At 40.7% G+C, this 13,705-nt stretch carries 15 protein-coding genes; 10 read left to right on the forward strand and 5 right to left on the reverse strand.

The window, feature by feature from the left end:
• Nucleotides 1–9 precede the first annotated feature (9 nt).
• From rpsK to U5907_08615, 5 genes are all read left to right on the forward strand, one after another.
• A complete protein-coding gene (gene rpsK / locus U5907_08595; protein ID WRQ32634.1) occupies nucleotides 10–402 on the forward strand; it encodes a 30S ribosomal protein S11 in 393 nt (130 codons plus the stop codon).
• Nucleotides 403–432: 30 nt separating this feature from the next.
• Nucleotides 433–1,038 carry a 30S ribosomal protein S4 gene (gene rpsD, locus U5907_08600; GenBank protein WRQ32635.1) on the forward strand — a complete coding sequence of 202 codons (606 nt, stop codon included), beginning with the start codon at nucleotides 433–435 and terminating at the stop codon, nucleotides 1,036–1,038.
• 8 nt (nucleotides 1,039–1,046) lie between these two features.
• Entirely contained in the window at nucleotides 1,047–2,060 is a 1,014-nt protein-coding gene (locus U5907_08605) for a DNA-directed RNA polymerase subunit alpha (GenBank protein ID WRQ32636.1), read from the forward strand.
• Nucleotides 2,047–2,580 carry a 50S ribosomal protein L17 gene (gene rplQ, locus U5907_08610; GenBank protein WRQ32637.1) on the forward strand — a complete coding sequence of 178 codons (534 nt, stop codon included), beginning with the start codon at nucleotides 2,047–2,049 and terminating at the stop codon, nucleotides 2,578–2,580. Before U5907_08605 ends, rplQ begins: the two co-directional genes overlap by 14 nt.
• 94 nt (nucleotides 2,581–2,674) lie before the next feature.
• Entirely contained in the window at nucleotides 2,675–3,400 is a 726-nt protein-coding gene (locus U5907_08615; protein WRQ32638.1) for a copper homeostasis protein CutC, read from the forward strand.
• A 2-nt stretch (nucleotides 3,401–3,402) separates the two neighbouring features.
• On the opposite strand, the gene U5907_08620 is transcribed toward U5907_08615, so the two are convergent.
• Entirely contained in the window at nucleotides 3,403–4,836 is a 1,434-nt protein-coding gene (locus tag U5907_08620) for a nucleoside transporter C-terminal domain-containing protein (GenBank protein ID WRQ32639.1), read from the reverse strand.
• A gap of 138 nt (nucleotides 4,837–4,974) precedes the next feature.
• On the opposite strand from U5907_08620, the gene tgt reads away from it, so the two are divergent.
• Together tgt and U5907_08630 are read left to right on the forward strand one after the other, a co-directional pair.
• Nucleotides 4,975–6,105 (forward strand): tRNA guanosine(34) transglycosylase Tgt, encoded by a 1,131-nt coding sequence (tgt, locus tag U5907_08625; GenBank protein ID WRQ32640.1) that lies wholly within the window; start codon nucleotides 4,975–4,977, stop codon nucleotides 6,103–6,105.
• 2 nt (nucleotides 6,106–6,107) lie between these two features.
• A complete protein-coding gene (locus tag U5907_08630) occupies nucleotides 6,108–7,202 on the forward strand; it encodes an LptF/LptG family permease (GenBank protein ID WRQ32641.1) in 1,095 nt (364 codons plus the stop codon).
• Between the two features lie 63 nt (nucleotides 7,203–7,265).
• On the opposite strand, the gene U5907_08635 is transcribed toward U5907_08630, so the two are convergent.
• Nucleotides 7,266–8,213, reverse strand: coding sequence for an NAD-dependent epimerase/dehydratase family protein (locus tag U5907_08635; protein ID WRQ32642.1), 948 nt, complete (start codon nucleotides 8,211–8,213; stop codon nucleotides 7,266–7,268).
• Nucleotides 8,214–8,323: 110 nt separating this feature from the next.
• Here U5907_08635 and queG point away from each other — a divergent pair, with 110 nt between their 5' ends.
• The 3 genes from queG to U5907_08650 all read left to right on the forward strand — a co-directional run bounded on the left by queG (nucleotide 8,324) and on the right by U5907_08650 (nucleotide 10,633).
• On the forward strand, nucleotides 8,324–9,253 hold the full coding sequence (gene queG / locus U5907_08640) for a tRNA epoxyqueuosine(34) reductase QueG (GenBank protein ID WRQ32643.1): 930 nt from the start codon (nucleotides 8,324–8,326) through the stop codon (nucleotides 9,251–9,253).
• A complete protein-coding gene (locus U5907_08645; GenBank protein ID WRQ32644.1) occupies nucleotides 9,250–10,173 on the forward strand; it encodes a GSCFA domain-containing protein in 924 nt (307 codons plus the stop codon). Before queG ends, U5907_08645 begins: the two co-directional genes overlap by 4 nt.
• Nucleotides 10,174–10,360: 187 nt before the next feature.
• A complete protein-coding gene (locus U5907_08650) occupies nucleotides 10,361–10,633 on the forward strand; it encodes an HU family DNA-binding protein (protein WRQ32645.1) in 273 nt (90 codons plus the stop codon).
• Between the two features lie 49 nt (nucleotides 10,634–10,682).
• Here the strand turns inward: U5907_08650 and U5907_08655 are convergent, their stop codons facing one another.
• From U5907_08655 to U5907_08665, 3 genes are read right to left on the reverse strand one after another with little or no spacing between them, the layout of a single operon-like run.
• Nucleotides 10,683–11,309 carry a thiamine diphosphokinase gene (locus tag U5907_08655; GenBank protein WRQ32646.1) on the reverse strand — a complete coding sequence of 209 codons (627 nt, stop codon included), beginning with the start codon at nucleotides 11,307–11,309 and terminating at the stop codon, nucleotides 10,683–10,685.
• On the reverse strand, nucleotides 11,309–12,256 hold the full coding sequence (gene fmt, locus U5907_08660) for a methionyl-tRNA formyltransferase (GenBank protein ID WRQ32647.1): 948 nt from the start codon (nucleotides 12,254–12,256) through the stop codon (nucleotides 11,309–11,311). The genes U5907_08655 and fmt overlap by 1 nt, the downstream gene beginning before the upstream one ends.
• 5 nt (nucleotides 12,257–12,261) lie before the next feature.
• Nucleotides 12,262–13,701 (reverse strand): LptF/LptG family permease, encoded by a 1,440-nt coding sequence (locus U5907_08665; GenBank protein WRQ32648.1) that lies wholly within the window; start codon nucleotides 13,699–13,701, stop codon nucleotides 12,262–12,264.
• Nucleotides 13,702–13,705 lie beyond the last annotated feature (4 nt).

Consider the following 13,705-nt stretch of genomic DNA (forward strand, 5'->3'; position numbering starts at 1 on the left):
ACCTAGATCATGGCAAAAAAGACAGGAACAACAAATAAAAAGAGAGTTGTAAAGGTTGAAGCATACGGGCAAGCCCATATCTCTTCTACTTTTAACAATGTAATTGTTACTCTGACCAACAACGAAGGTCAGGTAATCAGCTGGTCGTCTGCAGGCAAAATGGGTTTCAGAGGTTCTAAAAAGAATACTCCTTATGCTGCTCAAACAGCAGCTGCTGATTGTGCTAAAGTAGCTTTTGACCTGGGATTGCGCAAAGTTAAGGCATATGTAAAAGGACCGGGCGCAGGCCGCGAGTCGGCTATTCGTACAATACACGGAACCGGCATTGAGGTTACAGAGATCATTGATGTGACTCCGCTTCCTCATAACGGTTGTCGTCCAAAAGGCCGCCGTAGAGTATAAACTATCAATAATTGATTTAAATAAGTTAATATGGCAAGATATACAGGGCCTTCTACAAAAATTGCCCGCAAATTTGGAGAGCCGGTTTTTGGCCCCGATAAAAGTTACGAAAAGAAAAACTATCCTCCGGGACAGCATGGTCTTACAAAGAAGCGTAAAAAGACTTCTGAGTACGGCACACAGCTAAAGGAGAAACAAAAAGTTAAATATACTTACGGAATTCTTGAGAGACAATTCCGCAACCTATATGAAAAGGCCTCAAAGATGAAGGGTCGCAAGGGTGAAAACTTGCTCTTCCTGCTTGAGACTCGCCTTGACAATCTTGTGTACAGAATGGGTATTGCCCCTTCAAGAGCTGCCGCAAGGCAACTTGTAACACACTGTCACATTGTTTTAAATGGTGAGATTTGCAATATTCCTTCAACTTTGATTAAGCCGGGCGACATCATTGGCGTGCGTGAAAGGTCAAAGAGTTTAGAGGTTATTCAAGACAATATCTCTCGTGGTACAAGCAGATTTGCTTGGATAGAGTGGGATGCGGCATCACTGTCGGGAAAACTTCTCAACCTGCCGGACAGAACTGAAATTCCGGAAAACATAAACGAGCAGTTAATTGTTGAGTTATACTCTAAATAAAAAATCAAATGGCAATATTAGCATTTCAAAAACCGGATAAGGTAATAATGCTCGAATCAACCGATACTTTTGGTCGTTTCGAGTTCCGTCCGCTGGAGCCGGGTTACGGCATCACAGTTGGTAACGCTTTGCGCCGCATCCTACTCTCATCTCTTGAGGGTTACGCAGTAACTTCTATCAAGATCCAGGGTGTAGATCATGAATTTGCAACCATACCTGGTGTAGTTGAAACAGTTGTTGACATTATACTTAATCTTAAGCAGGTAAGGTTCAAAAGAATGGTAGAGGGTGAAGACTCAGAGGTTGTTACCGTAACTGTTAGCGGAAAGCAGGAGTTTACCGCGGAAGATATCTCAAAACAGCTTTCTTCATTCAAGGTGCTTAACCCTGAGTGGCATATTTGCACAATGGAACCATCTGTTGCGCTTACAGTTGAGCTGAGAATTAACAAGGGAAGAGGATATGTTCCAGCAGAAGAGAACCGTGTTGAGGATGCACCTTTTGGACTAATTCCAATTGATGCCATTTTCACCCCGATAAAGAATGTTAAATACTTCGTTGAGAACTGGCGTGTAGAGCAGAAAACAGACTATGAAAAGCTAAACCTTGAGATTACTACGGATGGTTCAATTCATCCTAAGGAGGCTCTTAAGGAGGCTGCAAAGATACTTATTCATCACTTTATGCTTTTCTCAGACGAGAAGATCTCTCTTGAGACACCTATTGAGGTGGTAAGCAACGAGCTTGATGAAGAGTCTCTGAGAATGCGTCATCTGCTTCTCACAAAACTTTCAGATATGGAACTCTCTGTCAGAGCTCTGAACTGCCTTAAGGCAGCAGATATAGAGACTTTTGCAGATTTGGTTTCTCTCCAGAGAAATGAACTGATGAAGTTCAGGAATTTTGGAAAGAAGTCACTTACAGAGATCGATATGCTGGTAGAGAGACTCAAGCTGAGCTTTGGCATGGATGTAACAAAGTATAACATTGAAAAGAAAGTAATTAAACATGAGGCACAATAAAAAATTTAATCACCTGGGCCGTAAGAGCGGACATCGCAAGGCGATGCTTGCAAATATGGCATCATCTCTCATCTTGCACAAGAGAATTGAGACCACTGTTGCTAAGGCAAAAGCACTGAGAGTTTATATTGAACCACTTCTTACCAAGTCAAAGGATGATACAACTCACTCTCGCAGAATGGTATTCTCATACCTTAAGCAGAAAGAGGCTGTAGCAGAACTTTTCCGCACAATTGCTCCTAAAATTGCCGATCGTCCGGGTGGATACACCAGGGTTCTGAAGACCGGTTTCCGTCAGGGTGATGCTGCTGATATGGCAATGATTGAACTTGTTGATTTTAACGAAGCAATGATTGCATCTGCAAAACCAGAGACTAAGAAGCCTTCTACAAGAAGAGGCCGTACTAAAAAAGCCGATGCTGCTGAGGTAAAGGAAGAGGCTAATGCTGAGCCAAAAGCAAAGGCAAAAGCTCCTGCTAAGCCAAAGGCTAAGAAGAGCGAAGAGAAGAAAGAGGAGTAGTCTTTTTTCAAAATATTGAAAAAACCGGCATACCTGAAAGTTTGCCGGTTTTTCTTTGTCCTAAAAGCTGTAAATTTGCAAAAAATCAGAAAGGATGAGTATTATAACAGAGGTTTGTGCAGATAACCTGAATTCAGCAATTACTGCAGAAAGAGCAGGAGCAGACAGGATAGAACTATGTCAGGGGTTGTCTGAGGGGGGGCTTACACCATCGCCAGCTTTAATCAGATGGTGCAGTTCAAATTTAAAACTGGGAGTAATGGTTCTGATAAGACCCCGTGGGGGAGATTTTCTGTATAATGATCAGGAGTTTGAGATTATCAAAGAGGATGTCAGATTTTGCAGAGATGCTGGTGCAGGCGGTGTCGTTGTCGGCTTTCTGGAGAGAGATGGCAGCGTAGATAAAGAGAAACTCAGAGAGATTGTGCAGATAGCCGGAGAGATGGAAGTTGTCTTTCACAGGGCATTTGACAGATGTTCAGATTGGGAGCAGGCTTTAGAGGATATAATTGAGTGTGGATGTGTCAGAATTTTAACATCAGGTCTTCACGATACAGCATATGAGGGGAGGTCTCTTTTGAGAGAAATTATTAAAAGGGCAGGAGAGAGGATTGCAATACTGGTAGGTAGTGGAGTTGTTCCCTTAAATGTAAAAGAGATCTACGAAGCAACCGGATTCAGGGAGGTTCATTTTTCTGCAAAGAGGAGCGCAGAAACAGAGATGAGATTCCAGGGGAAAACAATAAGGCCCGTAAAGGGCCATATTGAAACTTCTCCGGAAGAGACAGCAGAGATGCTTGAGATCTGTGCTGCCCTTTAAATTTAGACTATAAGCATACCTATCATTGCAGCTGACATAAGTGCAACAAGGGTCGCACCCAGTAGAGACCTAAAACCATATGCCGAAAGAGTTGGCTTCTGATTGGGAGCTATTCCGCCAACTCCCCCAATCTGAATTCCTACAGAGGCAAAGTTTGCAAAACCACACAATACATATGTTGCCATAATAATTGATTTTGGATTTGCAAAGGCTCCGGTCTGTATCATATCAGACAGGCTCTGATACCCAACAAACTCTGTTAGAATAAGCTTTTCACCCAGAAGTCTTCCTACAAGAGCAAGGTCCTCTGCAGGTACTCCGGTAAGCCAAATTACAGGAGCGAAGAGATAAGAGAGCAGGAATTGCATATTCAGAGCTGTAAATCTTCCGTCAGTAACACTTGCAATAATAGGATTGAGTGAGGTCCAGGAACCGATATGTTCAAAGATGTAGTTAAAACCGGCTATAAGTGCATAAAATACAAGCAGCATTGCGGCTACATTGGCTGCCAGTTTAAGACCATCTGTTGTTCCGTTTGATATTGCATCAAGTACATTTTTCCCGATTTTCTCTTTAGGTACATCAACCGAATTGTCAATCTCCTCTGTCTGAGGCCTGAGAATTTTTGCAATAGCAATAGCTCCCGGAGCAGCCATAACAGATGCAGAGAGCAGGTGCTTTGCAAACTCTATCTCCATAATCCTGTCACCGCCCCCAAGCATACTAATATATGCTGCAAGCACTCCCCCGGCCATAGTGGACATACCGGCTGTCATAACAAGCATAACCTCGCTTTTGGTCATTCTCGGGATATACTCTTTAACCATTAGAGGAGCCTCTGTCTGTCCCAGAAAAATATTTCCTGCTGTTGAAAGTGATTCAGCACCTGTGAGATTAAGGGCCTTCGACAAAAGCCAAGCCATCACCCATACAACCTTCTGGAGCACTCCCAGATAGAAAAAGAGACTTGTTAATGCCGAGAAGAAAATAATTGTTGGAAGTATTTGTAATGCGAAGATAAAGCCAAAGTTAGAGGTGTCTACAAGCGGTCCAAACAGAAACTCAGAGCCTGCTTTTGTCCAGTTAAGAACTGCTACGAACATTTTACCCACAAACTCAAAGATATCCTGAACAAATGGGAAGGCTATAACAGAGATGGCAAGTAATAGTTGGAAAAGGAGCGCTATTCCCACCGTCTTCCAGTTAACTCTTTTTCTGTCAAGTGAAAAGAGCCAGGCTATAAATATAATTACGGCCATCCCGAGAATTCCCCTAAGTATCGAGTAGATGTTGAATGCAAACTCCTTTTTTGCAATTATATCTTTATATGGATTTGGAGCGATTCCTGCGGGCTGGGTCTCCTGTGATAAAGTGGTTGTTGAATCTGTTTGAGTAATTACTGCTGTTTCTGCAGTCTGAACTGTATCCTGAGCCATAATTCCAGTGAAGGTGAGGCAGAGGGCTAGAAGTAACAAGAATTTTTTCACGTATCTAATTTGTTATGTTGTTCTCTATAACTAGTATCAGGCAAATATAGTCATTAAATTATTATCTTTGAGCGCTCAATTTGCAATATGAAATTTGAACTTACAGCAACTGATTCAGGCTCATCCGCAAGGTGCGGAAAGATTTATACAGACCACGGAGTGATAGATACTCCCATTTTTATGCCGGTTGGTACTCTTGGTACTGTTAAAGCGGTATATCACCGGGATCTTAAGGAAGATATCAAAGCTCAGATTATACTGGGCAATACTTACCATCTCTATCTCAGGCCAGGGACAGATATTTTAAGAAAGGCGGGAGGCCTTCATAAATTCAGTACATGGGAGGGACCAATTCTTACAGATAGTGGAGGGTATCAGGTATTCTCTCTCTCTGAAAAGAGGAAGCTGACAAACGAAGGGTGTACATTCAGTTCTCATATAGATGGCTCAAAACATCTTTTCTCACCGGAAAATGTTGTGGATATTCAAAGGATTATTGGAGCAGATATAATTATGGCGCTTGATGAATGTCCTCCCGGAGACTCTACACACGCATATGCAAAGAGCTCATTAAAACTTACTCAAGGTTGGCTGGAGAGGGGGTGCGAACATTTTGACTCCACAGAGCCCCTTTACGGACATTCTCAGTCTTATTTCCCTATTGTTCAGGGTTGCGTTTACCCTGACTTAAGGAGAGAGGCTGCAGAGCACGCTGTATCGCTTGAGAGGGAGGGCTATGCAATTGGTGGACTTTCTGTAGGAGAGTCAACAGAGCAAATGTATGAGATGCTTGAGGTAGTTAATCCAATTTTGCCAAAAGATAAACCTCGTTACCTTATGGGGGTGGGAACTCCGGCAAATATTCTTGAAGGGATTTCCAGAGGTGTTGATATGTTTGATTGTGTAATGCCCACCCGTAACGCCAGAAATGGGATGCTTTTTACATCAGAGGGTGTAATAAATATAAGAAATAAAAAGTGGGCAGATGATTTCTCTCCCATTGATCCTAATGGTGTCTCATTTGTAGATAATACATATTCAAAGGCATATCTGAGGCACCTTTTTATTTCACAGGAAATTCTGGGTGCTCAGATTGCAAGTGAGCACAATCTGGCCTTCTATTTGTGGCTTGTGAGAGAGGCTGCAAAACATATTGAGAGGGGAGACTTTACCTCCTGGAAAACAAATATGGTTAAAAGACTTGAGACTAAACTTTAGAAATGATTAAGCTAAGACCCACGATACTTGACAAGTATATAATCAGGAAGTTCATCGGAACCTACCTGGCGGCTTTGCTTATAATCATAGGAATTGTTATAATTTTTGACATAAGTGAGAAGATTGACAATTTTGTTCAGAATCAAGCTCCGTTAAATGAGATTGTTTTCAACTACTATTCAAATTTCATCCCTTACTTTATAAATATGTTCAGCCCTCTGTTTGTATTTATAACGGTTATTTTTTTTACTTCAAAACTTGCTGCTAACAGTGAGATTATAGCAATTCTGTCAGGAGGGGTAAGTTTTAACAGGCTACTCTATCCGTATATGCTTTCAGCATTATTTATTACAATATTTAGCCTTGTCCTTAATTTGTACATAATCCCTCCTGCAAATAAAGGGAGGCTGGCTTTTGAGAATAAATATGTTAAAAAGCAGTTAGTCAATACAAACAGAAATATTCATTACCAGATTAATCCCGGTGAGTTTGTGTATATGGAGTCCTTTAGCAATTTCAGCAAGAGTGGAGTGAAATTTACGCTGGAAAAGATGGATGGACATAAGATGATTTCAAAGTTATCGGCAGAAAATGCAGTATGGGATAGTCTTTCCGGTAAGTGGAAGCTCTATACTTACTACATGAGATCGTTTGATGAAAGGGGGGTACAGACAATTACCCAGGGAGATCTTCTGGATACAACCATCAATCTCACTTATGAAGATTTGAGCAAGAGAAACAATGTCGTTCAGACACTTAATAGAAACGAACTGAATGATATGATTGATACGCAAAAGCTTAGAGGGGACAAGATGATAAAGTATGCACAAATTGAGAAACACACCAGACTTGCCCTCCCCTTTGCTGCTATAATTCTCACTCTGATGGGAGTCTCACTCTCTTCAAAAAAGAAGAGAGGAGGGATAGGTATCAATATTGGAATTGGGATTGCCCTGAGTTTTTCATATATTCTTTTTCTGAGATTTAGCCAGATGTTTGTCCATTCAGGGGTATTACCACCCTGGCTGGCATTATGGGTTCCAAATATTCTATACGGAGCTGTAGCTTTGTTTCTTTACAGAATAGCACCAAAATAACAGAAGCGGCACATACTTTCGTATATGCCGCCTCCGCGGTTATTAAAAAAGGTTAAAAAAGGTTCAGATTTGTTTGTTCTTTATTGCTGAGAGCATGTCGTCAATCATCTCTTCCATCCCCCATTGAGGGTTCCATCCCCACTCCTCTCTTGCACAACTGTCATCCATGTTATCAGGCCAGGAAGCCGATATCTCTGCTTTAACAGGGTCTATATCATATGAAAACTCTGCCCCGGGTACTCTTTTGGATATTGCAGCAAATAGTTTTTTTGGAGAGAAACTCATTGAAGTTACATTAAAACTATTTCTGTGAACAAGCATTGATGGATCTGCATCCATAAGCTGAGTGCATGCATTTAATGCATCAGGCATATAAAGCATATCCATATATGTATTTTCAGGAATAGGGCAAGTGTACTTTCCACTCCTGATTATCTCATAAAAAACCTCTACGGCATAGTCGGTAGTACCTCCACCAGGGAGACAACCATTGGATATAATTCCGGGAAATCTCACACTTCTTGTATCAACTCCAAATCTGCTGTAGTAGTAGTCGCTTAGAAGTTCTCCCGATACTTTACATACGCCATACATTGTGTTTGGTCTCATAATAGTATCCTGAGGAGTGTCCTTGTGAGGTGTCTCTGTTCCAAAAGCGCCAATTGAACTAGGTGTAAATACAGAACAGTTGTGCTCTTTTGCAATTTCAAGGCTGTTTAGAAGTGCCCCCATATTGATATTCCATGCAAGAAGGGGATTTTTCTCCCCTGTTGCAGAGAGAAGAGCCACAAGATTGTATATACGGTCAATTTTGTACTGTTTTACAGTATCGGCGTATCTCTTTACATCAAGCGCATCAAGAGATACTGCTCTTGACACTTTTGAAAGTCTGTCAACAACCTCAGGTCTTAAATCTGCGGCAATTATATTATCTTCGCCGTAGACTTTCTGCAGATGAGGAACCAGCTCCGTGCCAATTTGTCCACCGGCACCAACCACTAAAACATTCATATATTAGAACTTTTGATTCTGTAAGAAAAATTGGTTACAAATGTATAAAATTTATAGGAAAAATCTATTTTTGATTACATATTTTTATAATTAAGGTAGTTTTTATTTGTATGACCCCTTTAGAAAGAGATAATATAATAAGAGGACTTTCTGCGGAAGAGGGTTTTGCTGAATATGGTGCTGCAGAAATATGTATCATGGAGGCGGAGAGGGCATTTCTGGAGGAATCTGTTTCAAACGGATACAATGCAGATATGCAATATCTGGCAAAAAATATCCATGTCAGGGAGAATCCTGCTTTACTTCTTGATGGAGCAAAATCTGTTTTATGCTTTTTAGCTCCTTATAAACCAATGATTATCCAGGAGAGATCATTCCCGGGGATTGCCAGCTATGCATACGGCCTCGATTACCACAAGATTATTAAGGATAAACTCTACAAAATTTGCGCTTCTCTTAGAGAGAGAGAGTCAGATTTAAAATACAGAGTGTTTTGCGACTCTGCACCTGTTTTTGAGAGGGCCTGGGGAGTAAGGGCCGGATTAGGCTTTATTGGAAAGAACTCTTTCCTGATAAGCAAAAAACATGGACTGCATACTTTAATAGGTGTTATACTCATTAACAAGGAGGTTCTGTATGGAGAGATTGAAAGGGAGGGTTGCGGAGCATGCCGCAGATGTATAGATGCCTGCCCTGTTAATGCAATCCTTTCCCCAAAAGTTATTGATTCAAGAAGGTGTATTTCATATCAGACAATTGAATCCCGCAGAATGAGACATGAAGAGGAGTATCCCGCTTCAAAAGGGGAGTGGATGTTTGGTTGTGATGTCTGTTTGAATGCTTGCCCGTGGTCTTCAAGAGGAGAGATATCTTCCTGGGAGTGCTTTCAACCGTTACTACACGGAGAACCTGGGAAATTTATTACAGAGACATCAGATAAGATCTGGCTCGATATGGAGGATGATTACTTTAATAAATGGTTTAAAAATTCTCCGCTAATGCGGGCAGGATTGAATAAAATAAAGGAGAATATTAAATGAAATGGTTTACTGAAGTTGAGGCGGACAGATCAAGATATCTGCTTTCCTATGAAAGTAAAATTTTGTTTCTCGGCTCTTGTTTCTCAGATGAAATTGGAACAAGAATGAGAGAGAGCGGCTTCAATGTCCTTGTCAATCCTTTTGGTGTCTTATACAATCCTGCATCAATTGCTGTTTCATTAAAAAGGCTTGTTGAGAGAACACCTGCAGATATTAAGGACTTGGTAAAAGATGGATCTGTCTATAAAAGTATTTACTACTCGAGCGATTTTTCATCAATGGAGGCTAATTCATTATTAGATAATTTAAACAGCTCTATCATTAGGGATTCCGATTTTATGGCCGAGGCAGATACTATTGCTCTTACCTTTGGAACTACCTGGATCTATACCAGACAATCGGACGGGAGAGTTGTCTCTAATTGTCATAAACAACCTGCATCTGGTTTTATAAGGAGCTCTATGAGTGTTGATGAGTGTTTTGATGCCATTGCCCCATTTGTGGAAAAAATGGGCGGAAAAAGGTGGTTTTTGAGTGTCAGCCCGGTGAGGCATCTGAAAGATGGTGCTGTAGAGAATATGGCTAGTAAATCCAGATTAATACTGGCTATTCACAAACTTGCTGCATGCTATGAAAATGTAATTTATTTCCCCGCCTTTGAAATTGTAATGGATCAGCTTAGAGATTACAGGTTCTATTCGGCGGATTTGGTTCATCTCTCGAAAGATGCTGCAGACTATATATGGGAGAGATTTTCAGATTTCGCTCTGGATGATAATTCTAGGGATTTGCTTAGAGATTATAAGCGTTTAGCAGATATGAAAAAGCATAAACCATTGTTTCCGGAGAGTCCGGAATATAAAGAGTTCTTAACGAGAATGGAGGAGTTTGAAAATATTTTGATAAAAAAACGCAAATGACGCTCTAACTTGCTGAGAAATTTCTTAACTTACGATTTTAAAATTAAAATCTTCTTTTTTCATCTCTTTCTTGTATAAAATAAAGAGCAACAGAGGGTATGAAAATTTGAGATTATTATTTGATTTTTTGAATAATAAAAGTATATTTGCACAAAGACAAGTAATTCAACAATCTAAACTTTAAATTATGAATAAGGCAGATTTGATTTCAGCAATCGCAGCTAAGGCCGAACTTACAAAAGTTGACGCAAAAAAGGCTCTTGATGCATTCATTGAAGTATCAGGTGGAGCAATGAAAAAAGGCGAGAGAATCACTCTCGTAGGATTTGGAACATTCTCCGTTAACGAGAGAAATGCTCGTAATGGCAGAAATCCTCGCACTGGTGCGAAGATTAAGATAGCGGCAAAGAAAGTTGTAAGATTTAAAGCCGGAGCTGAACTAAATAAGCTAGTTAAATAATAATCACGCTAAGAAATTGTTAAGAGGATGGTTTTAACCACCCTCTTTTTTATTGATGCGATATAAATACTATTACCCTCCCGGATGGGAATGAAAGAGTAAAGGAATCAGAAGAGGCAATATTTAGCGTAGCCTTCCACCAGTAATCAAAAACTACTCCTTTTAGCGGATACTGAAGTCCTGTTGATTCCATTGCCATATCGCAGTCCAGAGAGAATATTGATATCCGGCTTCCTTTTTTGACTTTGAATGTAGATGTGGTGAAAATAGGATACAATATTCCGTAATCGCTTGTCATTTCAACAGGAAACTCAACCTTCCCGGCAAAATCGCTTAGCAGGGATATATTGCCAATCGTATGATCCTCCCTTTTGCCGGTAGCTCCCAGTATTGTGATTTTTGACGGGTTTAGTCCTGCCGAATAATCAAATGCCTTGGTCAAATCGTTTGTCTCTTGTTCCGGGATATGAATTATTCTTTCTTTAAAACGCTCTCTGATAGCGTAATCCAGACTATCCAGGTCGCCAACAATAAAATCAGGCTCCATCCCGGCACTAACTAGTGCTCCGGCAGCACCATCGCAACAAATTATCTTGTCAGCCCCGCTGAGTTGCTTCAGTGGAACAGGATGACTTGGGAAATCTCCGTTGGCTAGTATAACAATATTGCTCTTCATTATTTCATAAGGCATTTGTCAGGATCTTTAATGCCAGCCAAAAATTCTGATGCCTTCATCCTTCTTTTGCCTGCCGGCTGAAGTTCTAGTATCCTTAAAAATCCACTACCACACTTAATTATAAGTGAACTTTTTGACTCTTTAATTACTCTCCCGGGAGAGGCTTGCTCTTCAGAAGTTGTAATCTCTGCAGTGAGTATCTTAATTTGAGTCGATTTATTATTGGATAAAAATTCTGTGTATGCTGCAGGAGAGGGGCTCAGACCTCTTACAAGATTCCAGATCTCAAGGTTTGTCTTTCCCCAGTCAATTCTGCAAATCTCTTTGTCTAATTTGGGAGCACTTTTCAATTTGAGGATATCCTCTTTTTGAGGAGCAGGCATAGCCTCTCCCCTGAAGATAGCTTCAGCTGTTTTAACAACAAGTGAAGATCCCAAAGCCATTAGCTTATCATGGAGTGTTCCTGCATCATCATTTTCTGAGATATGACACACCTCTTGATACAGAATCTCACCGGTATCAATTTTTGAGTCAATAAAAAAGGTTGTTACTCCTGTTATTTTTTCTCCGTTAATTAGGGCATAATTAATAGGAGCCGCCCCTCTGTACTGAGGAAGTAGTGAAGCGTGCAGATTAAAGCATCCGTATTTGGGAATGCTCCAAACCTCTTTAGGAAGCATTCTGAATGCAACAACAACAAAGAGATCTGCCTCAAGATCTTGTAGCGATTTAATGAAGTCAGGATCTTTAAGTGAGACAGGTTGCAGAATGTTAAGATTATGCAGGGAGGCAAATTTTTTAACTTCACTTTCGTTTATCTGAAGTCCCCTGCCACTTGGTTTGTCAGGTGCAGTAACAACTCCGGCAATATTAAAGCCTGCTTCAATCAGCGCCTTTAGTGGCCCTGTTGCAAACCGGGGTGTCCCCATATAAACAACTCTTTTCATCTGATTTAATTTTGATTGGTATCTCTGAAGCCGGCAATTTTCTTAAAAAATGCAATGTATTTGTCAGGATTGAACAGGTTTGAGTCCCTTGTAGATTTCCATGTAAGGAATATTCCAATAGGCATAAGAATAATGCTGGAAATCAAAGTTCCCATCCCGGGACTTAAAGATCCGTCTGTGGATAATTTCTTGCCTGATATGTCTATTACCCAGTAAAAGACAAAGAATAAAATTGAAATTACAGAAGGAGTTCCAAGCCCCCCCTTTCTTATTATCGCTCCCAGCGGTGCACCAATAAAGAAAAATATAATGCAGGCCAGTGACAGGGTGAATTTTCTGTACAAAGCAATTTTTGATTGCCTTAGAGGAAGAGGGTACTGCCTCTCTTCAATAGAGTAATTATCAATAATCTGGATGGCCCCGGTTAATTGTGCTATCGCCTGAATATATGCGTTTTTCTCGATCTCTGTACTCTCCCATTTATAGAGATCTTCAGCATCTATGCTTTTTGAATAGTATTTTAGCATTGAGGTGTCCAACTGCCTGGAATATGTCAGTCCCCCCGCATTAACCAGGGTTCTGATCTGCATACCTCTGACTGTTCTGTATGCCGAGTCCAGAGAGTCTCTCATTGAGCGTAACTCTGCCATGTTTAATGCATTAACCTCTCCGCTGAACCTCCCGGACTCAGATCTTGTAAAAGAGTAATTTTCCAGAGAAATTATAAGTTCCTGTTTGTTAAACCCAATTTTTTGCATCACGAAAGAGGTGTCAACAGCATTCTCGGGAGGGGTCTCCTCATATGTATTCCCACTATACAGGGTAAAAAGAAGATTCTTTTTGTCTGCAGTCAGTTTGATTGCTCCTGAATCTGCTATGGTGACACTGTTGTTTCCCTGAACTCTTGAGTGGTCGTATACCATCAGGTCGTATAACATCTGAGTCTTTTCGTCCCTTTTATCGATTCTGATCACATAATTGTCAATACCATCATAGAATATGCCGGTTGGGATACTTATCTCCTCTTTGGTCCGGTTAATGTCATCCCTGAGAGTGTATATGTTATCATATGCAAGTGGTATTAAGTTGTTTGAGGCGAAAAACGCGCCTGTTGCAATCATAAGCGAGACAACAACAAGCGGAGTCAGAATTCTGTTAAGAGATATCCCGGCAGCCTTCATTGCAAGTAGCTCATTGTTCTCCCCAAAGCTACCCATTGTCATAATTGAGGCCAATAGAGTTGCAAGAGGAAGTGCTAGTGGAATAAGGGTAGCTGCCCCCCATCCCATAAATTCAAGAATTACAGCAAAACTGAGCCCCTTTCCTACAAGTTCATCAATATAGAGCCACAGGAAGTGCATCATCAGAACAAAAGTTACGATGAGAAATGTGAGCACAAATGGCCCCAGGAATGCCTGGATTATGAATCTGTCAAGTTTTTTCAAACTA

This window comes from Bacteroidales bacterium MB20-C3-3, assembly GCA_035609245.1.
Lineage (GTDB): Bacteria > Bacteroidota > Bacteroidia > Bacteroidales > UBA932 > Bact-08.